The 21,228-nt window shown below is 64.6% G+C and carries 17 protein-coding genes and 1 pseudogene; 2 read left to right on the top strand and 16 right to left on the bottom strand.

The features are described 5' to 3' along the window. Positions 1-296: 296 nt before the first annotated feature. Both BBSC_RS03365 and BBSC_RS03360 read right to left on the bottom strand, forming a co-directional pair. Entirely contained in the window at positions 297-1,286 is a 990-nt protein-coding gene (locus BBSC_RS03365) for a carbohydrate ABC transporter permease (RefSeq protein ID WP_046726279.1), read from the bottom strand. 100 nt (positions 1,287-1,386) lie between these two features. Further along, positions 1,387-2,322, bottom strand: a complete 936-nt coding sequence (locus BBSC_RS03360) for a carbohydrate ABC transporter permease (protein ID WP_034535508.1) — start codon at positions 2,320-2,322, stop codon at positions 1,387-1,389. A gap of 212 nt (positions 2,323-2,534) precedes the next feature. Between BBSC_RS03360 and BBSC_RS03355 the strand changes: the two genes are divergently transcribed. Further along, positions 2,535-3,524 carry a LacI family DNA-binding transcriptional regulator gene (locus BBSC_RS03355; protein WP_033518902.1) on the top strand — a complete coding sequence of 330 codons (990 nt, stop codon included), beginning with the start codon at positions 2,535-2,537 and terminating at the stop codon, positions 3,522-3,524. 324 nt (positions 3,525-3,848) lie between these two features. Here the strand turns inward: BBSC_RS03355 and BBSC_RS14455 are convergent. The 11 genes and pseudogenes from BBSC_RS14455 to BBSC_RS14345 all read right to left on the bottom strand — a co-directional run bounded on the left by BBSC_RS14455 (position 3,849) and on the right by BBSC_RS14345 (position 15,715). Next, positions 3,849-4,725: pseudogene (locus tag BBSC_RS14455) on the bottom strand (pseudouridine synthase). Positions 4,726-4,831: 106 nt separating this feature from the next. Beyond that, positions 4,832-6,724: a glutamine--fructose-6-phosphate transaminase (isomerizing) gene (gene glmS / locus BBSC_RS03345; protein ID WP_033518903.1), complete on the bottom strand. Its 1,893-nt coding sequence runs from the start codon at positions 6,722-6,724 to the stop codon at positions 4,832-4,834. Positions 6,725-6,844: 120 nt separating this feature from the next. After that, positions 6,845-7,675 carry an amino acid ABC transporter ATP-binding protein gene (locus BBSC_RS03340; RefSeq protein WP_081893056.1) on the bottom strand — a complete coding sequence of 277 codons (831 nt, stop codon included), beginning with the start codon at positions 7,673-7,675 and terminating at the stop codon, positions 6,845-6,847. A 16-nt stretch (positions 7,676-7,691) separates the two neighbouring features. Next, entirely contained in the window at positions 7,692-8,675 is a 984-nt protein-coding gene (locus BBSC_RS03335) for an amino acid ABC transporter permease (protein WP_033518904.1), read from the bottom strand. A 62-nt stretch (positions 8,676-8,737) separates the two neighbouring features. Continuing rightward, entirely contained in the window at positions 8,738-9,667 is a 930-nt protein-coding gene (locus BBSC_RS03330) for an ABC transporter substrate-binding protein (RefSeq protein ID WP_046726068.1), read from the bottom strand. Positions 9,668-9,743: 76 nt separating this feature from the next. After that, on the bottom strand, positions 9,744-10,223 hold the full coding sequence (gene smpB, locus BBSC_RS03325) for an SsrA-binding protein SmpB (protein ID WP_033518906.1): 480 nt from the start codon (positions 10,221-10,223) through the stop codon (positions 9,744-9,746). A gap of 75 nt (positions 10,224-10,298) precedes the next feature. After that, complete coding sequence (locus BBSC_RS03320; protein WP_033518907.1) at positions 10,299-11,687, bottom strand: CHAP domain-containing protein; 1,389 nt, start codon at positions 11,685-11,687, stop codon at positions 10,299-10,301. Positions 11,688-11,949: 262 nt separating this feature from the next. Further along, positions 11,950-12,873 (bottom strand): permease-like cell division protein FtsX, encoded by a 924-nt coding sequence (gene ftsX / locus BBSC_RS03315; RefSeq protein WP_033518909.1) that lies wholly within the window; start codon positions 12,871-12,873, stop codon positions 11,950-11,952. Next, positions 12,870-14,255 carry a cell division ATP-binding protein FtsE gene (gene ftsE / locus BBSC_RS03310; RefSeq protein WP_046726069.1) on the bottom strand — a complete coding sequence of 462 codons (1,386 nt, stop codon included), beginning with the start codon at positions 14,253-14,255 and terminating at the stop codon, positions 12,870-12,872. The genes ftsX and ftsE overlap by 4 nt, the downstream gene beginning before the upstream one ends. 55 nt (positions 14,256-14,310) lie before the next feature. Next, on the bottom strand, positions 14,311-15,441 hold the full coding sequence (gene prfB, locus BBSC_RS03305; protein ID WP_033518910.1) for a peptide chain release factor 2: 1,131 nt from the start codon (positions 15,439-15,441) through the stop codon (positions 14,311-14,313). A gap of 142 nt (positions 15,442-15,583) precedes the next feature. Then, complete coding sequence (locus BBSC_RS14345) at positions 15,584-15,715, bottom strand: hypothetical protein (RefSeq protein WP_269429186.1); 132 nt, start codon at positions 15,713-15,715, stop codon at positions 15,584-15,586. A 94-nt stretch (positions 15,716-15,809) separates the two neighbouring features. Here BBSC_RS14345 and dapD point away from each other — a divergent pair, with 94 nt between their 5' ends. Further along, the gene (dapD, locus tag BBSC_RS03300; RefSeq protein ID WP_033518911.1) at positions 15,810-16,814 is read left to right on the top strand and encodes a 2,3,4,5-tetrahydropyridine-2,6-dicarboxylate N-succinyltransferase; all 1,005 of its coding nucleotides are present in this window, start codon (positions 15,810-15,812) and stop codon (positions 16,812-16,814) included. A gap of 101 nt (positions 16,815-16,915) precedes the next feature. Here dapD and BBSC_RS03295 read toward each other — a convergent pair whose 3' ends face one another. From BBSC_RS03295 to BBSC_RS03285, 3 genes are all read right to left on the bottom strand, one after another. Then, positions 16,916-18,208 carry a citrate synthase gene (locus BBSC_RS03295; RefSeq protein WP_033518912.1) on the bottom strand — a complete coding sequence of 431 codons (1,293 nt, stop codon included), beginning with the start codon at positions 18,206-18,208 and terminating at the stop codon, positions 16,916-16,918. A gap of 552 nt (positions 18,209-18,760) precedes the next feature. Further along, the gene (map, locus tag BBSC_RS03290; protein WP_033518919.1) at positions 18,761-19,543 is read right to left on the bottom strand and encodes a type I methionyl aminopeptidase; all 783 of its coding nucleotides are present in this window, start codon (positions 19,541-19,543) and stop codon (positions 18,761-18,763) included. A gap of 720 nt (positions 19,544-20,263) precedes the next feature. After that, positions 20,264-21,172 (bottom strand): HdeD family acid-resistance protein, encoded by a 909-nt coding sequence (locus tag BBSC_RS03285; protein WP_046726070.1) that lies wholly within the window; start codon positions 21,170-21,172, stop codon positions 20,264-20,266. Between the last annotated feature and the right edge of the window lie 56 nt (positions 21,173-21,228).

Below are 21,228 nucleotides of genomic sequence, written 5' to 3'. Positions count from 1 at the left end.
GGACGTTACCCCAACATGTTCTACACCATATCGAGTTGTTGCGTACAGCGTGTCCGAGAATCAGGGTGTTTACCCAACCATTCTCTACGCCGAACGAGCTTCCCGCGTAGAGAGTGTCCGAGAACCAACCTGTTACCCAAACGTTCTCTACGCCAGAGAGCCTCACAGCGTTGAAAACGTCCGAGAACCAACCTGTTACCCAACCACTCTCTACGCCAGAGAGCCTCACAGCGTTGAAACCGTCCGAGAAGCAGGCTGTTACCCAGACGCTTTCTACGCCGGGAACGTCCCGGTGGTTATTCCTTGACGGCGCCGGCTGCCAGGCCGGACTGCCAGTACTTCTGCAAACACAGGAACGCGATCACCAACGGGATGATCGTGATCAGCGAACCCGTGATCACCAGGTTCTGGATCGCCTGCCCACCAGCCGTGGACGCCTGGTCCTTCCACTGGTTCAGACCGATCGTCAACGGATACCAATCCGCATCCTTGAGCATGATCAGGGGCAGGAAGTAGTTGTTCCACGTCGCCACGATCGTGAACAATGCGGTCGTCACGATACCGGGGGCCAACAGGGGCAGGCTGATCGTCCAGAACGTGCGGAACTCACTCGCCCCATCCACGCGCGCCGCCTCCAGCAACTCCGTGGGCACGGCCTGCTCCGAGAAGATCCACATCAGATACAAGCCAAACGGACTAATCAACGACGGGATGATCATGGCCCACGGCGTGTTCGTCAAATTCAGCTTCGCGAACAGCAAAAACTGCGGGATCGCCAACGCGATGCCCGGCACCGAAATCGCGCCGATGATCACCGCGAACACCGCCTTGCGGCCCGGGAAACGGAACTTCGCCAACGCGTAGCCGCCCATGATCGCCAGCAGGGTCGCCCCGCCCGCGCCCACCACCACGTACAACAGCGTGTTGAACAGCCAACGCGCGAAGATCCCGTCCTGATAACCGAACACCGTCGCGATGTTGTCGAACAAGGCGAACGTGCGACCGAACCCCAACCCGAACGTCGACGTGAAATCCGCCTGCGTCTTCGTCGCGTTGATCACCAGATACACGAACGGGAACAAGCAGTACACCGCGAACAGGGCGCACACCACCGTCATCACGGTCGAACGCCGCGGATTGTTCACGTTCGCGAACCCGCTTTTCGCCGCCCGCCTGCGCTCCGCGGCCTCATCGACGGCCACGCGCCTCTGACGCTCACGCTCCGCCCTCTTCGCAGCACGCTCACGATCACGCAACGACACGGACCGCGCATCCACACCACTCATCACACACACTCCCTCACGAACACGCCGGACACCACCGACACCGACACCGACACCGACACGACGGGAACCACGCGCCCGCCCGCACGACGCACACGCACCGTCACTTCATCTGCTCCCTCATGCCGCGCAACTGGACCGCGTACGCGATGCCCATCGTGATCACCGCCATCACGATCGCCAACGCCGCCGCATAATTGCTCTGGTTGCCCGTGAACGACAGGTTGTACGCGTACATGTTCGGCGTGTAATACGTCGTGATCGCATTACCCGGCACCATGTTCTGCAAAATGCTCGGCTCATTGAACAACTGGAACGAACCAATAATGCTGAAGATCACCGTGATCGCCAAACTGCCCTTCAACTCCGGCAACTTGATCGACTTGACGATCCCCCACTCCGACGCGCCATCAATCGACGCCGCCTCATACAACGAATGCGGAATCGTCGACAGGGAACTGTAGAAGATCAGCATGTTATAGCCCGTGAACTCCCACGTGTTGATGTTCCCGATCGCCGCCAACAACACCGACGGGTCCAACACGTCGATATGCGTGCCCAACACGTCGTTCAACGAACCCACCAAACCGTACTTCGCGCCATACACGAAACCCCAGATCATCGTCGAGACCACCGCGGGCACCGCATACGGCAAAAACGTGCTGATACGGAAGAACTTCGTGCCGTGCAACTTCATCGAATCCAAACACAGGGCCATCGCCGCCGCCAGGAACAACATGATCGGCACCTGCACCACCGTGAACAAGGCCACACGACCAACACTGCTCCAGAACTGCGCGTCACCAAACAAACGAACGTAATTCGCCACACCAACGAACACGTTCCCACCAATCATCTTCTTCTGAAAAAACGAGATATACACCGCATACACAATCGGCACGATGAACACAAAAACAAACACCACCGCAAACGGCCACATAAACTTCCAACCACGCCAATCAGCCTTACGCCGATTCACACGCACATCACTGTGCGCATTCAACGGCGAGGCCACGGCCGAGACATCAACTGAGGTCATGCCAACCCTCTCCTTCGAAGGACTTCATTATCGGATATGCAATGTTCGAGGCACTGTATACCCTCCAAAATGTTTGCGTTACCATAATATCACCATCGCCGATTTTGTCCACCTTCGGCGTGGTCAGGCCACCATATGACGTGTTACAATTTGATAACGAAAACACTGTCGCTTGATGGAGTGGCGCAATGGGAAACACATCAACGGCCTCAATGCAGGACGTCGCCAGGGAAGCCGGCGTATCGCCCCAGACCGTCTCGCGAGTGGCCAACGGCAGCAACGCCGTGCGCCCGGAAACCCGACGCAAGGTCGAAGCCGCCATGGACAAGCTGGGATATCGTCCGAATTACGCGGCACGCGCGCTCAAGCACGGCAAGTTCAAGGACATCGGCGTGGTCATGTTCAACATGACCACCTTCGGCAACGCCCGTATCCTCAACGGCATCGCCGCAGCGGCGAACGACAATGGCTACGCCACCACCGTGCAGTCCATCGGCCGGGGCCGCGAACGGACCCTGCAGGCCGCCATCGAACGCATGAAGCAGCTGCCGGTCGACGGGGTCGTCGTCGTCATGGAAGAACGAGTGCCCGACTTCGACGAGTTCCAGCCGCCGCAGGATCTGCCGGTGGTGCTGATCTCGGAGGACCCGGCCAACCACTGCCCCACCATCGACGCCGACCAGTACGGCTGTTCCACCGCCATCGTCGACTATCTGCTGAGCAAGGGCCACCGGACCGTGTATCACATCGCCGGACCGTCCTCGTCCCGCGCCGCCGAAAGCCGCGCCCAGGGATGGCGCGACGCGCTGGAACAGATGGGCATCCCCGTGCCGCCGACCTATGTGGGCGATTGGGAGGCCGACAGCGGATACCAGGCCGGGCTGTCGCTGGCACGCGACCCCGGGTGCACCGCGATCTACGCGGCCAATGACCAGATGGCCTACGGCGCGATGCTCGGTCTCAGGGCCGGGGGCAAGTGTGTGCCCGAAGACGTGAGCGTGGTCGGCGTCGACGATTCCCTGGTCGGCATGGTGCCGCGGCTCAATCTGACCACCATGCGCATGAAGTTCACCGAGATCGGCCGCGAGGCGTTTTCCATAGTCAAGCGCATCTGCGAGGGCGAACGCATACCATCCGGCGTCAAGACCGTGATCCCGCCCGAATTCATCGAACGCGGTTCGGTGCGCGATATCGCGCGCTAGTGGTCCGCGCCATAAGCTCGTGTACTATGCCTGGCTCCCCCTCTTGGAGGCTGATCCGTGAAGCAAACGCCGGAGGCGTTTGTAGGCGAAGGCGAACGACAGTGAGCGGATAGGACTACGGCCGTAAGGCCGTCCGTGATTGCAGGACGAGCTGACCTCGAAGCGGCCTGAGGGGAGCATTACCGCGAACGCCTGAATCAAGCCGATTCGCATGGCCTCCCCTCAGTCGGCTGCGCCGACAGCTCCCCTCGGAGAGGAGAGCCAGAATTACCAAACGAATTAACGGCGTGGGATACTAGCATCCTGCGCCGTCGGTTCGTTGCGTCATATGCCGAGCGGCACCTGCGACACGAACTCGCGCGGCTCATGGGTGATGGGGTCCGTGAACGACAGCCTTCTGGCGACCAACTCGAGCGGCTGACTGAAATCGTCGTAGGCGCGCTCGATGATGCGTGGGTAGAAGTCGTCGCCGAGAATCGGCAGTCCCAGTCACGCGCAGCTGGTGCGTCTTGCCGGTGCGCGGGTGCAGCGTATATGCGCGCACGGCACAGCCGGGAGGCGGCACAGCCGAATCCCGCGCCGACGCGGTAACCAAACCACCAGGAACGCCAAAACCACCAAAACCACCAGAAATGCCCGAGCCACCCGGAACGCCACCCACCATGCCCGAGCCACCCGGAACGCCACCCACCATGCCCGAGCCACCCGGAACGCCACCCACCATGCCCGAGCCACCCGGAACGCCACCCACCATGCCCGAGCCACCCGGAACGCCCAGTTCGATCACCGTCTCCGCATTGACCGCCCCCGGTTCCTCGTACGCCTGCAGCACCCCGCGCCGCTTGACGATGCGCGAGCGCCGCCGCAGCGGGAACACGCGCGGCGGTTCCAGCCGTTCGATCGTGCCGTAGCGGGGCCTGCGAACCGGCCGGGCCGGCGCCACGCACTCGTAGGTCTTCACGGCCCGGTGCCCCTGGAACAGCATCTGGTAGGCGCCGCGCACCGCTGGGTCGCGCACGAACACCACGATTCCGGCGGTCAGCCGATCCAATCGGTGCGCCGGAATGATGCCCGGGTCGCCGTACCGCTCGCGCAGCCGGATCAGCGCGGTCTCGCGGTGCCACATGCCCCGCGGCGTCGTGGCGAGGAAATGCGGCTTGTCCACGACGATGATCCGCTCGTCCTCGTACAGCACACTCAGGTCGAACGGGATATGCGGCTCGTCGGTCACATAACGGTGCGGTTTTCGGGGCCTGCTTCCGCCGCCCGCGGCCGAGCGCTCCCCTTCCGGGGCCAGTCGGGCCGCGCTACTCAACGGTGACGGACTTGGCGAGGTTGCGCGGCTTGTCGACGTCGTAGCCCTTGAGCTTGGCCATGTCCATCGCGAACAGCTGCAGCGGCACGACATCCACCAGCGGGCTCATCAGCGTCGGGCACGCCGGGCGCCAGAAGACGATGTCGGCATACCGCTCGACGTCCGTATCGCCCTCTTCGGCCACGGCGATGATGGTCGCGCCGCGAGCCTTGACCTCCTCGATGCCGGAAAGCACCTTGGCGTGCAGCACGTTGCGCCCGCGTTCGGGCGGCACGATGAACACCACCGGTTCGCCCTCGTCGACCAGCGCGATCGGACCGTGCTTCAGCTCGCCGGCGGCGAAGCCCTCGGTGAAGGTGTAGGCGATCTCCTTGAGCTTGAGCGCGCCCTCGAGCGCCACCGGATAGCCGACATGCCGCCCGAGGAACAGGAAGGACTTCGCGTCGACCATCTGCTTGGCGGCCGCGCGCACGGCGTCGGTCTGCGTGTCGAGGATCCACTGGATCTTCGCCGGCATGGCCTTGAGCGAGTCGAGCACCTGATTGATCTCGTCGCGGAACATCGCGCCCTTGACCTGCGCAAGGTACAGTCCAAGCACATAGGCGGCGGTGATCTGCGCGACGAAGGCCTTGGTCGAGGCGACGGCGACCTCCGGCCCGGCGTGCGTGTAGAGCACCGCGTCGGATTCGCGCGGGATCGACGCGCCCTGCGTGTTGCAGATCGCCAGCACCTTCGACCCCTGCTCGCGCGCGTGGCGCAGCGCCATCAGCGTGTCCATCGTCTCGCCGGACTGCGAGATCGCGACGACGAGCGTGCGCGGCGTGAGGATCGGGTCGCGGTAGCGGAACTCGTGCGCAAGTTCGACCTCGACGGGGATGCGCACCCAGTGTTCGATCGCGTACTTGGCGACGAGCCCCGCGTAGGATGCGGTGCCGCACGCGATCACGATGATCTTGTCGATCGCCTTGAAGTCATGCTCGTCGATGCGCACCTCGTCGAGGTTGAGATCGCCGTGCGCGTCGAGACGACCGAGCAGCGTGCGCTGCACGGCGGCCGGGTCCTCGTGGATCTCCTTGTCCATGAACGAGTCCCAACCGCCCTTCTCGGCGGCCGAGGCGTCCCAGTCCACGGTGTAGGTCTTCGGGTCCTCGACCACGTTGCCGAAGAAGTCGGTGACGACGACGCTGCCGGCGGAGACGCACACGGCCTGGTCCTGATCGACTTCGAGCGCGCGGTTGGTGTAGGCCACGAATGCGGCCACGTCGGAGCCGAGGAAGTTCTCCCCATCGCCCAAGCCGACGACGAGCGGCGAATCATGCCGGGCGCCGACGACGATGTCGGGCTGGCGGCAGTCGGTGGCGAGGATCGTGAACGCGCCCTGCAGCATGCGGGCGAGTCGGCGCACCGCCTTGAACAGATCGGGCCTGCCCTCCTCGGCGATGATGGTATCGACGATCTTGCCGAGCAGCTTGGCGGCGACTTCGGTGTCGGTGCTCGAGGAGAACCGGTATCCCTCCGACTGCAGGTCGAGCCGCAGCTGGGAGGCGTTTTCGATGATGCCGTTGTGGATGATCGCGACCTTGCCGTCGCGGCTGGTATGCGGGTGCGCGTTCACGTCGGACGGCACGCCGTTGGTGGCCCAGCGCGTGTGGCCGATGCCGACGGTCGCGGCCGGCATGGGCTTGCGCTCGATGCTGTCGACCAGATTGGAGAGGCGCCCGGCCTTCTTGCGCACGGCGACCTGCTCCATGCCGGGCGCACTCAGCGCGACGCCGGCCGAATCATAGCCGCGGTACTCCAACCGCGCCAGTCCCTGCAGGCAGACCTCCAGGGGCTTGCCGCACGCGGTCGCTACGTTTCCTGCATATCCAACGATTCCACACATGGTTCACCACCCTACCGGACTCATATTGCCAAATGTGAATCCGACCCACCGCCTTTGCAGTATTGGAACATGCGAGCGCCCTTGCCCTTCAAGAGAGGAGCCAAAACGGGCCGTACGGCGCTACAGCACGTGCTGCAGGAAGTCCTTGAACCGCGGTTCGCTCGGGTGGTCGATGATCTCGGGGCCGCCCTGCTCGACGACCACGCCGCCGTCCATGAACACGACCTGATCGGCCACCTCGCGCGCAAAGCCGATCTCGTGCGTGACGACGATCATCGTCATGCCCTCCCTGGCGAGCGAGAGCATCACGCCAAGCACCTCGCCGACCAGCTCGGGGTCGAGCGCGGAGGTCGGCTCGTCGAACAGCATGATCTCGGGCTTCATCGCCAGCGCGCGGGCGATGGCCACGCGCTGCTGCTGGCCGCCCGAGAGCTCGGACGGGTAGTAGTCGAGCCGGTCACCGAGCCCGACGCGACCGAGCTCCTCGGCGGCGAGCGCACGCGCATCGGCACGGCTCATATGCTTGACGTGCACGGGGGCTTCCATCACGTTCTCGATGGCGGTCATGTGCGGGAACAGGTTGAACCGCTGGAACACCATGCCGAGCTTGGAGCGCTGCGCGGCGATGGCCTTGTCGTCGAGGGTCTGCAGCACCTGCCGCCCGCCCTTGTCCACGCGCTTGTAGCCGATCAGCTCACCGTCGACCTCGATCGAGCCGCCGGTCAGGGTCTCCAGCTGGTTGATCAGACGCAGGAACGTGGATTTGCCGGAGCCGGAGGGGCCGAGGATCACGGTCACCGTGCCGGGCATGATGGTCATGTCGACGCCCTTGAGCACGTGCAGCGAGCCGAAGGCCTTGTGCACCTGGGTGGCCTTGACGGCCGGAGCGCGCCCGCCGGCGGGCTCCGGGCGGTCCGCCGTGGGCCGGATGGAATCGTTCTGTCCGCTCATCGCTGTTGTCTCTCCCCTATGCGGTCAGGCCGTTGAATGCGGCTTCGTTGAGCTTGTTCACGTCGTCCTTCGGCTCGCCGTCGGTCTTGCCCGGCAGCGGCGGCTGCTTGCCGCGCGTGCCCATCGCGCGCGCGTCGAAGCCCTTGCCGAAGTGCTTTTCCAGCCGCGACTGGACGACCATGAGGATCGAGGTGATGAGCAAATACCAGAAGCAGGCCACGATGAGCAGCGGGATCGGCTTGTAGATGCGATTGGCGATCGCGTTGGTGGCGAACTGCAGCTCGAGCGTAAACGGCACGGCGAGCACGAGCGACGTGGTCTTGAGCATGCCGATCGTCTCGTTGCCGGTCGGCGGGATGATGATGCGCATGGCCTGGGGCAGGATGATGCGCCGCATGATCAGGGTGCGGTTCATGCCGAGCGCCTTCGCGGCCTCGGTCTGGCCGGGGTCGACCGCCTCGAGGCCGGCGCGCACGATCTCCGACAGGTAGGCCGCCTCGTTGAGGGCCAAGCCGATCCACGCCGCGTTGAATGCGGTGATGACCACGTCGGAGTCGATGCTCCAGAAGCTGATCGACGTGAACGGCACGCCGAGGCTGATCTTCGGGATCAGCACGGCGAACAGGCCCCAGAACACGAGCTGCGTGTACACCGGGGTGCCGCGGAAGAACCAGATGAAGAACCAGCTGACGCCGCGCAGCACCGGGTTGATGGACTTGCGCATGATCGCGAGGATCACCGACAGGATGATCGCCACCACCATCGAGATCACGGTCAGCAGCAGCGTGTAGCCGATGCCCTCGAGCACGTTCTCGTTGAACAGGTACTTCCAAACGGTCGGCCAGTCCAGCTTCGGGTTGGTGATCAGCCCCTGGACCAGCATCGCGGCAAGCAGCACGACGATGACGGCCGCCACCACCGGGCCGACGCGCCTGACCGGCAGCGCCGTGATGCGGTTCGGGATGTTCAGGCCATCGCCGTCGGCCTGTTTCTTCGCCATAATCGTGGCTCCTCTGTGTTCGCTAGCGTTTCACGGGGTGTTTCACATGCTGGCCGGCCGTCTCACGACAGGTCGGTCGGATTGATCTCGGCCTTGTCGAGCGCGCCGGACTCGACGCCCCAGTGCTTGAGGATCTTCAGGTACGTGCCGTCGTCCATGAGCTTCTGGACGGCCTGGCGCACGGCCTCGTCCATCTGCGTGTCGCCCTTCTTGATGGCGATGCCCTGCTTGGCGGTACCCTCGACGTCGCCGAGTGCCTCCAGCTGGCCGTCGGTCTGGGTGATCGCGTAGGCGCCGACCGGGGAATCCGCGTAGAACACGTCGGCCTTGCCGGTCACCACGCTGGTGGCCGCATCGGTCTGCAGCTTGGTGGAGAGCACCTCGACCTTGTCCTTGCCGTCGGCCTTGCACTGCTCGGCGGCCTTGTTGGCGTCCTCCTCCTGCACGGTGCCGGTCTGCACCGCGATCTTCAGACCGCACAGGTCGGACGTGTCCACCTTGTTCGGGTTGCCCTTGGCCACCACCCAGCTGGAGCCGGCCTTGTAGTAGCTCACGAAGTCGACGGCCTGCATGCGGTCCTCGTTGATGGTCATCGCCGTGATGCCGAGATCGTACTTGGCGCCCACGGACGGCACGATCGAATCGAAGGTGGAGGAGACGATCTTGGTCTCCAGACCGAACACCTTGCCGAGCGCCGTGGCGATGTCCACATCGTAGCCGACCGGGGTCTTGCCGTCCTCGGCCAGGAATTCGGCCGGAGCGTACGACAGCTCCATACCGACCGACAGCTCGCCGTCCTTGGCGACCGACTCGGGCACGAGCGCGGCGATCGCATCGTCCTTGGCGACCGCGCTCACGTCGTAGCCGGTGGTGGTGTTGGATGCCTTGCCCTGCCCGTCGGTGGCGGCGTCGCTGGTGCCGCACGCGGCGACGGCCAGCAGCATGGCCGCGCTCAGCGCCGCCGCGGCCGCGGATTTCATGATCTTGAACATGGGGTTCCGTCCTCTCTGCTTCTCAGCTCTCACTATGCCACCGATTATACAGAGAGGGTGGTGCTTCGCGCCCCCGTCAGCGGGCGCGCATGTTCTTGTAGCGCATGACGCGCAGCGCCTCACGCTTGTCCTGCTCCTCGCGCAGGGCCTGGCGCTTGTCGAATTCCCTCTTGCCCCGGGCCAACGCGATTTCGGCCTTGACCCGCCCGTTCTTGAAATACAGGCTGATCGGGATGATGGTGTAGCCCTTCGCCTCGGACTGGCGGGACAGCTTGACGATCTCGCGCTCGTGCAGCAGCAGCTTGCGCTTGCGCTTGGGCGCGTGGTTGTTCCACGTGCCGTTCAGGTATTCGGGGATGTTCGCGCCTTCGAGCCACATCTCGCCGCGCCGGTCGATGGAGATGAACGCCTCCGCCAGCGAGGCCCTGCCCTCGCGCAGCGACTTGACCTCCGTGCCGGTCAGGACGAGGCCGGCCTCGTAATGGTCCTCGATGGCATAGTCGTGCCGGGCCTTCTTGTTCTGCACGATCAGCTTCGTGCCGCTTTCCTTGGCCATGTGCCTCCTCCTTTCGCCATGCAACGCAACATCCGAGAATATCACAGATGCCTTTGTCCCGCAGGCGCCCGAAGGTCAGTGCACGAACCAGTACTGGCCCATATTGGTCAGCACGCGGCTGTGCAGCTGGTACGGACCGCCCCAGTTCATCTCGGAGATCAGGAAAGTGCCGTCGCCGTACACGGCCTCGACCACGGCGACATGGCCGTAGACGCCATCGGAGAAATCCTGACCGGGGATGAACGACAGCGCCGCGCCGACCTGCGGATTGTGGTCCACGCGCAGCCCGTAGCTGGGCGCGGTGCGCCACCAGTCGCCGCCGTTGCCCAGGTAGGAGGGCGTGCCGATGCCCATCTCCGCACGGCGGTTGTAGACGTACCACGTGCACTGGCCGGCCACGTACGCGTTGCCGTAATCGCCGTTGGACGTGCCCTGGCCGGTGGATGAGCCGCCGGTCGATCCGCCGCCCGTGGAGCCGCCTCCGGTCGAACCGCCGGTGGTGCCGCCTCCGGTGGATCCGCCCGTGTTGCCGCCGCTGCTCGGCGGCTGGTAGGTGCCCTGCCCGTCGGTGTTCGGCTTCTGCGCCGCGGCTGCCTGCTCCTGCAGATACTGGTTGTTCAGCGAATCGACCTGCGACTGGATGAGCACGGTCTGCGCGGCCTGCTTGGCGCTGTCGCTTTCCAGCTGCCCCTGCAGCGACTCCAGTTCGGCGCGCTTCGCCTCGCCGCTCTGGCGCAGCTCCTCCAGCGAATCGCGCTTGTTCTGCGCGGCGGTGGCGGACGACTGCGCGGCCGCGGCGGCCTCGTCGGCCTTGGACTTGAGCTGGGTGATCTGCTTTTCGATGGCCGCCAGGCGGTCGCTGCGGTTCATCGAGGTGTTCAGCGAGACCGCGGCGTCGGATGCCGCGTTGGCCTCGGTGCGCGACAGCGCGTCGCGCGTCTGCATCGAATTGACGAATTCCTTGGTGCTGGTCGACCCGGTGACCACGCTCATCACGTCGGATGCGTCCGAGCCGTGCATCGAATCGCGCGCCATCTGGGCGACCGCCGCGTGCGCGTCGTCGTAGTCCTCGCCGGTCTGCGCGATCTGCGCCTCGAGGGTCTCCTTGTCCTTCTGCGCGGCGGCGAGGCGCTCGGCCACGGCGTCGGCCTCGCTCTGGGCGGCGGCCGCTGCCTCGTTGGCCGCGGTCACGTTGTTCTGCGCTTCGGGGATCGTCGTGTTGGTCAGCGTATCCAGCTCGATGATCTTGTCGGCCAGCTCGCTGTTGACACCCGACAGCTGCGCGCGCAATTCCGCCTCGCGCTGCGCGCTGGACTGCTGCTGCGCCTGCGCGTTGACCAGATCGCTGTATGTGTCGGCCCGCGCCTGGGGCACCGGTGCGGTCATGGCGAATCCCAGGGACGCGCACATCGCGGTGACGGAAAGCGCCGCCATCGCCGGCCTGCTGATTCGGGTCAAAGACATCAGACCATCCTTTCGTTAACGGGCATCACCATAACAGATGAACCTGAGAGGCGACGACGCCGTTGGCGCGGGGCCGTCCCCCTCGATCCGGCCCGTCGCAACCTCGCCGCGGTCCCCGTCACGGGCTTTGCCGCGGGGCAGCGGGCTTATCCGTGGGAGCGCCGGCCGCTTCCCCGGCGATCCCCCTCGTTCCTTGCGCGTTCTGCGTGTTCTTTGCCGGCGAACACAGGCACCGGCCGCGGCTCGCCGGCGGCGGCGGAAACTACGCCTTGAGATACCGCCGCAGCGAGATCGTCGAGGCGATCACCGACAGCAGCACGGCGCCGAGCACCAGGAACGGCGACATCAGCAGCACGGTGGTCTGGTCGACGTAGGGGATCCACGTCACCGACTGCGACAGCCACCCGGTGATGAACACCCTGACGATCACCGATATCGTCACGCACGACAGGATCGAACCGACCAGCGAGGCGAGCGTGCCCTCCAGGATGAACGGCAGGCGGATCGTCCAGTTCGAGGCGCCGACCAGCCGCATGATCTCGGTCTCCTTGCTGCGCGAAGCGGCCGACATGCGGATCGTGGTGCTGGTGAGCAGGATGGCGACCAGCACCATCACGGCGGCCAGCACCGCCGTCGTCACCGTCGCCCGGTTGAGCACCGCGAACACCGGCTCGAAGATCTGGCGCTGGTCGGAGACCTCCTCCACGCCGTTCTGCCCGGACAGCACCTCGGCCACGACCTGGTATTTCTCCGGATTCTTGAGCTTGAGCCACAGCGAGTCCTGCATGTCGTCGGCCGTCATCGTGCGGCCCTGGTACTCGCCGTTCGGATACTGCTTGAGGAAGGTGTCCTTGTAGAAATCCTGCTTCGACACGTACGTGATCTTCGACACCACATCGGGCAGCTCGTCGCGGATCGTCTTCTGCAGGGCGTCGATCTCAGGCGCGGTCGGCGACTTGCCGCTGGCGCAGTTCGCCGACTGGCTGGTCCCGTCCGGGCACAGCCACACCACGACCTCGACCTGGTCGTACCACCCGGCCTTGGCCTTGGTGATCTGCGCCTGGGTCAGCACCGACGCGCCGATGAACAGGAACGAAATGAACGTGACCAGCATCACCGACAGCAGCATCGGCACGTTGCGCCTCAGGCTGGTCCACGTTTCGGACAGAATGAATCGCGCTCTCATCGACGGTCCCCCTTCGCGTCGTGCTGATCATGGCGATGCCCGGCAACCGGCGGTGCCGGAGGAGCGGGCGGAGCCGGCGGCAGATCCCTCGTTGCCGGCGGCACGGGCCGCTCGTCGGCGGAACCGCCGTCGGACGGCGTGTCCGCGGGCGATCCCCCGTCCGATGCCGACGATGCCGCTGCCGACGACGATGTTGCCGACGATGCGGACGATGCCGTCGCCGGGGCATCGGCCGGATGCGCATCCGCCTGCGCCGACGGCTGCCCGGCCGAGGCCGCGTCCTTCTCCTTCTGGGCCGCGTATTCGTCCAGTTTCAGGCCCTTGCCCCAGGTCAGCGTCTGCTCGACAGGGGCAAAGGCCTCGCCGTAGCGGCCGGTGCGCCCGGAATGCACGGAATTCGCCAGCCGCGCGATCCCCGCATCCGTCTCGTCGGCGTTGATCGACGCGGAAACGGCGTCCACCACGCGCTCCGCCTGCTCGACGCGCGTGACATGCCCGTCACGGGCATCGGCTTGCTCGATCACGGTCTGCGATTCGATGGTCTGCACCCTGCGGAAACGCTCGTCGCCGGCCGTGCCGGAAGTACCGGAAGTGCCGGAGCCGGCGGCTCCATCGTCGGCCGACGCGGCTGGCGCCGTGGCACCGATCGCCTGCTGGCTCTTCGACTCGGTCTCGGCGTCCGGGAAGAACAATGCGGAATCATACGATCCCTGGGCCTCGTCGCGCACGATCCTGCCGGTGTGCAGCTCGACCACGCGCTTGCGCATCGAATTGACGATCTCCTCGTTGTGCGTGGCCATGACGATCGTGGTGCCGGTGCGGTTGATCGCGTCCAGCACCTCCATGATGCCCAGCGACGTGGTCGGGTCGAGGTTGCCCGTCGGCTCGTCGGCCAGCAGGATCTGCGGGTGGTTCACGTAGGCGCGGGCGATCGTCACGCGCTGCTGCTCGCCGCCGGACAGCTCGTGCGGGTAGCTGTTCTCCTTGCCGGTCAACCCGACGGTCTGCAGCACCTTCGGCACCAGCGACTTGATGGTGGAACGGCGGGTGCCGATCACCTCGAGCGCGAACGCCACGTTCTGCCAGACCGTCTTGTTGTTGAGCAGCTTGTAGTCCTGGAAGATAAAGCCGATGGAACGGCGGTACTGCGGCACCTGCCGGTTCGTCAGGCGGCGCAGGTCGCTGCCGGCCACGTGGATCTCGCCGTCCGAGGCCTCCTCCTCGCGCAGCAGCAGGCTCAGCAGCGTGGTCTTGCCCGAGCCGGACGCGCCGACCAGGAACACGAAATCGCCGCGTTCGATGTGCAGGTTGATATCGTCCAACGCCGGACGCGTGCCCTTGGGGTAGATCTTGCTCACATGGTCCAACGAGATGAGTGCCATGGCTGGTCGCTTCCTTGTATGCCCGGCCCCTCTGCCGTAAGGAGCCGGAAATGGCTTAGTTCTCCGCTTCGGCTGCGGCTTCGCGGCGCTGTTCGTGGCGCCAGCGGATGCCGGCCTCGATGAACGCGTCGATGTCGCCGTCGAACACCGCTTGGGTCTGCGACGTCTCGTACCCGGTGCGCAGATCCTTGACCATCTGGTACGGGTGCAGCACGTAGGAACGCATCTGGTCGCCCCAGCTGGCCTTGATGTCGCCGGCGATCTCCTTCTTCTTCTTGGCCTCTTCCTCATGGCGCAGCACCAGCAGCCTGGACTGCAGCACGGCCATCGCGGCCGCGCGGTTCTGGATCTGCGAGCGCTCGTCCTGCATCGTCACGACGATGCCGGTGGGCAGGTGGGTGATGCGCACCGCGGAGTACGTGGTGTTCACGCCCTGACCGCCGGGGCCGGACGAGCAGTAGGTGTCGATGCGGATATCGGTATCCGGGATGTCGATGTGGTCGGTCGCCTCGACGAGCGGCACCACCTCGACCGCGGCGAAGCTGGTCTGGCGGCGGCCCTGGTTGTCGAACGGCGAGATGCGCACCAGGCGGTGCGTGCCGCCCTCGACCGACAGGCGGCCGAACGCGTACGGCGCGTCGACCTGGAAGGTGGCGGACTTGATGCCGGCCTCCTCGGCGTACGAGGTGTCCATCACCTTGGCCTTGTAGCCGTTGCGCTCGGCCCAGCGCAGGTACATGCGCAGCAGCATCTGCGCGAAGTCGGCCGCGTCGACGCCGCCGGCGCCGGAGCGGATCGTGACCACCGCGGAGCGCTCGTCGTACTCGCCGTCAAGCAGCGTCTGGATCTCCATGTCGTCGAGGTCCTGCTGGATGGAACCGATCTCGGTCTTCGCCTCGGCCAGGGAGTCGTCGTCCTCCATCTCGCGGCCGAGCTCGACCAGCGTCTCGACATCGTCGATGCGCTGGCTGGCCGAGTTCAGTCGGCGCAGCTGGGCCTGCGCGGCCGACAGCTTGCTCGTGATCTTCTGCGCGTTCTCGGGATCGTCCCACAGGCCGGGTTCGGCCGCCTTGGTCTCCAGATCCTTGATATCGGCCTTGAGCCGATCGAGGTCCAGCGCCTTGGCAATGGATTCGTATTTGGCGCGCGCGTCGCCAATCGCCTGGGAATAGTCAAATTCTGCCATCGTTACCACCGTACATTGTTGTTATCGAAAAATCCGGTTGTTCCCTGAGTTTGCACACAGTGCGCAAAACCGCGCATACGGTGCGGATTCGCGCGTATCCTCCATCGGGTCCCCTCATGGGGATATGCGCGCGGAAGGCGCGTCAAAGACCCGCGTAGATCGCGGGGACGACAAGGCTGACGAGCATGGCTGCAGCCACGACGATGCACACCGCGCGCATGATGTTGCGGCGGCGGCGTTCGCGCTGCTCTCGTTCGGTCCTGTACTCGTTCACAGTCCGCCATTGTAACGAGGGAGGCGGATTTATGCCGTATCCGCCTTATGCTTGAAGCATCAACGGAACCCCGTACATTAAGGAGAACATCGCAATGACGAACGAACGCACCGCATGGGGCTGGGGTCTGGCCTCGGTGGACGCCGCCGGCAACACACTGGACGTGTGGTATCCCACGCTTTCCCTCGGCGAGGCTCCCGCCGAAGCCGACCGTCCGAACCACGGGTTCGGCGCGCTGACGCACGAGACGGCCGACGCCCGCGGCGTGCGCCGCATCCCCGTGTTCACGGTCTCCTCGCTGGACGAGCCGATCGCCGACACCGCCGACGCATACCTGCGTCTGCATCTGATGAGCCTGCGCCTGGCCAAGCCGAACACGCTGAACCTCGACGGCATCTTCGCCAAGCTCACCAACGTGGTGTGGACCAACTACGGCCCGTTCGCCGTCGACGATTTCGCGCTGCGTAAGATCGACGTGGAGTCCGCGCTGCGCGCCTCCGCCCCGGCCGCGGCCGGCGTCCCCGCGCCGATCGCCACGGTGAACGTGTTCGGCGTGGACAAGTTCCCGCGCATGATCGACTACGTCACGCCGACCGGCGTGCGCATCGGCGACGCGGACCGCGTGCGTCTGGGCGCATATCTGTCCGAGGGCACCACCGTCATGCACGCCGGATTCGTGAACTTCAACGCCGGCACCCTCGGCGTCTCCATGGTCGAGGGGCGCGTCTCGCAAGGCGTGGTGGTCGGCAACGGCTCCGACATCGGCGGCGGCGCCTCGATCATGGGCACGCTCTCCGGCGGCGGCAAGCTGCGCAACTCGATCGGCGAGCATTCGCTGCTCGGCGCGAACGCCGGCATCGGCATCTCGCTGGGTGACAACTGCGTGGTCGAGGCTGGCCTGTACGTGACCGCCGGCACCAAGATCACCATCTGGGACAAGGCCAAGGCCGCCGCCGGCGAACCGCTTGAGGTCGTCAAGGGCGCCGACCTGTCCGGCAAGGACAACATCCTGTTCATCCGCAACTCGGTCAACGGCCGCATCGAGGCCCGCTACCGCAAGACCGGTATCGAGCTCAACGCCAAGCTGCACAAGAACTGAGCCCGCTGCGGCGGCGTTTGGCCGCAACGGCAAGACGGAGAGGCCCGGACGCTTGTTGAGCGTCCGGGCCTCTTGCTGTTCGAAAAATGTATGCTGGCGGGCTACCGCTCGTCCATCGGCACGTAGTCGCGCAGGTCCTCACCGGTGTAGACCTGGCGCGGGCGGCCGATCTTCGTGTTCGGGTCGGCGAGCATCTCGCGGTACTGCGCGATCCAGCCGGGGATGCGGCCGAGCGCGAACAGCGTGGTGAACATGGCCGGGTCGAAGCCGATCGCGCGGTAGATCAGACCCGTGTAGAAATCGACGTTCGGATACAGGTGGCGAGACACGAAATATTCGTCGCTCAGCGCGATGCCTTCCAGCTCGGTGGCCACGTCGAACAGCGCCCGCTCGTCGGCCGGCAGCCGAAGCGTGTCCTCGCGCTCCATGATCTTCTGCAGATACGTCTTGGCGATGGCCGCGCGCGGATCGTACGACTTGTACACGCGGTGCCCGAGCCCGGAGATGCGCTTGCCGTTCTCCTTGGCCCATTCCACGAATTCCCCGACCGTCTTGCCCGAATCGCGGATGGCCTTGAGCTGGCGCAGCACCGCCTCGTTCGCCCCGCCGTGCAGCGGGCCGGACAGCGCGTTGACGCCGGCGGCGACCGCCGAATACAGGTTCGCATGGGCGGAGCCGGCGATGCGCACCACGGAGGTCGAGCAATTCTGCTCGTGGTCGGCGTGGATGATGAGCAGACGGCCGAGCGCATGCACGTACAGCGGATCGGATTCGAACGGCTCGTACGGCACGGCGAAGCACATGCGCACGAAGTCGTCGACGTAGCCGCGCGCGTAGTCCGGGTAGAGCATCGGCTCGTCACGGCGGCGGCGGAAGATGTAGCTCACGATCGTGCGCACCTTCGCCATGATGATCGTCGCGGCCTCATCCAGCTGGTCCGAGTCGTTGACGTCGGTGGTGTCCGGGTAGAACGTGGCGAGCGCGTTGATCGCGGAGGCGAGCACGCTCATCGGGTGCGCGGTGCGCGGGAACGAGCCCATGAAGGTGCGGAAATCCTCGCCGACCATCGTGCGGTGGTTCACGTCGGAGCAGAATTTGTCGTACTGGTCCTTGGTCGGCAGCTCGCCGTGGCGCAGCAGCCAGGCGACCTCGAGAAAATCGGACTGCTCGCACAGCTGCTCGATCGGATAGCCGCGGTAGCGCAGGATCGAGTTGTTGCCGTCGATGAAGGTGATCTTCGACTCGCACTGCGCGGTGGTCAGGAATCCGGGATCGAGCGTGACCCAGCCGTCGTTGCGCAGATCGGAGACGACGATGCCGTCCGGCCCCGCGGTGGCCTTGACGACCGGAAGCGTGTACTTGCCCTCATCCACATTCAGCTGGGCGGTTGCCATATCCGCGCTCCCCTCGTTCTATCGATCAGATGCCAGAAGTATGGCTCACTATATGGCATATCTGTTTCAACGCCAATTCCCCGTCTCATTTCCACCTTCGGCGCATGGACATCCCGCATCAGACGTCACCGCCGGGAATCCTCAACGTTGATGATCCGATCTCGTAAGGACCGTCATGCCGGCACGCCACCGCAGTACGCCGTTGTTATCGCGCGGAACCCCGCCGTGTAACGCGCGTTGCGGCGAAATATCGAGTTGTCGGTGCACGGGTGACGAGAGAACGGGTTTTGGAACGTTATACAAGCACCATTTGGCGCTAGGCAACCGGTTTTCTATACTGATCCATGCACCGACAACTCGAAGGTAGCGATCATCGGAGTTCCGGGTACGGGCCCGATACCTATGACACCGCGGCACCGCGGCAAAACGGGGCGCCCATCGGCATACCCGGGCGGCAATACGACGCAGGCGGCGCCGACCCCTGAGGTCGGCGCCGCCTGCGTTCATGCATTCAGCACACTCAGCACGTTCAGCGCGCGCGATCGGTCATGATCACAGATTGGTGCGATCGGTGAAGATGATCGGGCCATTGTCGGTGATGGCGATCGTGTGCTCGCTGTGGGCTCCGCGCGAACCGTCCTGGGCGCGCAGGGTCCAGCCGTCCTTCGGATCCTGATAGATCTCGTCGGTGGTCTTGAGGAACCACGGCTCGATCGCGATGACCAGACCCGGGCGCAGACGGTAGCCGTGGTGAGCCCTGCCGTCGTTGGGCACATGCGGGTCGCCGTGCATGATATGGCCGACGCCGTGGCCGCCGAAGTCGAGGTTGATCGGGTAGCCGTACTCGCGCGCCACATCGCCGATGGTCGACGAGATGTCGCCCAACCGGTTGCCCGGCTTGGCCACATCGATGGCGGCGGCGAGCGCCTCCTCGGTGCACTTGATGATGCGCAGGTCGGAGGGATCGGGATCCTTGCCGACCACGAAGCTGACGGCCGAATCGGCCACCCATCCGTCGACGTTGATCGCGAGGTCGAGGCTGACCAGATCGCCGTCCTTGAGGCTGTAGTCGTACGGCACGCCATGCAGCACCGCATCGTTGACCGAAGTGCAGATGTAATGCGCGAACGGGCCGGTGCCGAAGTCCGGCGCATAGTTCACGTAGCAGGACTCGGCGCCTTTGCGGTCGACGATCTTCTTGTGGACGAACTCGTCGATCTCAAGCAGATTGGTGCCGACCTTGGTGGTCTCCTTGAGTTCCTTGAGAATGCCGCCGACAAAACGACCCGCCGGCTTCATCTCCTCGATTTCCTTCGGTGTTTTCAGTTCGATCATGAGGCTCTTTCTACCTTATTGAGAGTTGTTCTCACATTATCGCGTCGCCTCGTCAATTACGCACGCCCATCGAAGGTATCACCGGCCACGGATCATCTCTGGTCAAGAACACTCTTCATGCACATACAGCGAATCTTCCGGCCTCGAGGAGCAAATCTCCTAGCTTCCAAAGGTTTCGTCCTGCCGATTTGCACCCTAGCGGGGCAAAGCTCCCAGCCTCTGACAAAACCGCCTTCATCGAACCGTCTTGGCGCGGCAAAGCGCCAAACCCATAGAAGCCCAGCCCCGCCAAGCCCATATAGAGCGAAGCAGAACTCCCATCCAATAATGGGAGCACCCCGCCAGCATGCTCCTCAGCGAGGCAGAACTCTTACCCCTTACCAGCAACGCCTTACCGGCCGACCGCGGCAGAGCAACGGTCACAACATCCAGAAGATTGGCCCCGCCGAGGGCATGCCAAGCGAAGCAGAGCTTCTACCCTCTAACGGGGCCGCTCCGTTGATCCGCCTCAGCACGACAACACTTTTAACCTATAGGAGCCTTGCCCCGCCGGCATACTTCCCAGCGGGGCAAGGCTCCTAGTATCTAGCAGAAAAACCGTGCTAGCCGGCCCTAACGGAATAACAGCCATAGACCCTAGAAGCCCGGCCTCGCCGAAAATACGCCAGGTGAGGCCATACTCCTAGAGTCCCAAAACATGATCCGCGCGCGGGAAGCGACCTACTTCTTCGACGGCTTGCCGAAGGTGAAGGCGCGGACCACGGAGGAGATGCCCATCACGATCAGCGCGCAGCCGGCGAAAACCACCAGCCACACGGTCGAGTTGACCGGGGAGAACAGGATCACGGCTCCGGCGATGATCGAGACGATCGCATACAGCACGGCCCATCCCGAACTCGGCATGCGCCAGGACTCCGCCAACGCCATCACACCTTCCAGAATCCAGCCGATGCCCACGGTCAGCGTGACCAGCATGGCCAGCGTGGTGCCGGAGAGTGCGATGTTCTTGAGCACGGAGACGCCGCCGATCGTCAGCAGGAAGCCGATGAAGATGTCGAGGATGCGCCACCCGGCGGGCAGCCCCAGCTCCACGATGGCGCTGACCATGCGGATCACGCCGGACACCACGAAGTAGATGCCCAGCGCCACGGCGAACACCATCAGCGTCTTGCCCGGCCAGAACAGCAACGCGGCGCCGAGCACGATCGCCGCGACGCCGATGACGCCGTAGATCGCGCGGATGGCGCTCTTGGCCTTCTGCGGCAGCATCTCCTCAATCAGCTTGAACGGGTTGAACTGCCGCCCCATGTTGGGCCACTGGCCACCCTGCTGCCCCTGCGCATTGGGATCGGTGTAGGCGTATGGCTGCCCGTACGGGACCTGCCCATACGGGTTCTGCCCGTAGTACTGGCCTCCGTTGGGATTTGAATACTGCCCCTGCTGGCCGTATTGGCCATTGGGGTTGCCATTCGGATTGGCCGCATACGGCCCGTACCCGGGCTGACCATTCTGGCCGTACTGCTGCCCGGCGTTCCCCTGGGCGCCTGACTGGTTCGGCGCATAGGCGCCGTATTCCGGCTGCCCCTGCTGGCCTGACTGGTTCTGCCCATTGGCGTTCGGATCGCTCATCGTGGCTCCTTCCATCATCGATGCTATTGATGCGTTGATACTAATTCTAGGCAACT

Origin of the sequence: Bifidobacterium scardovii JCM 12489 = DSM 13734, from assembly GCF_001042635.1 — a bacterium.
Taxonomy (GTDB): Bacteria; Actinomycetota; Actinomycetes; order Actinomycetales; family Bifidobacteriaceae; genus Bifidobacterium; species Bifidobacterium scardovii.
Note: the sequence above shows the minus strand (reverse complement) of the source record. Positions and strands in the feature narration are given on the sequence as shown.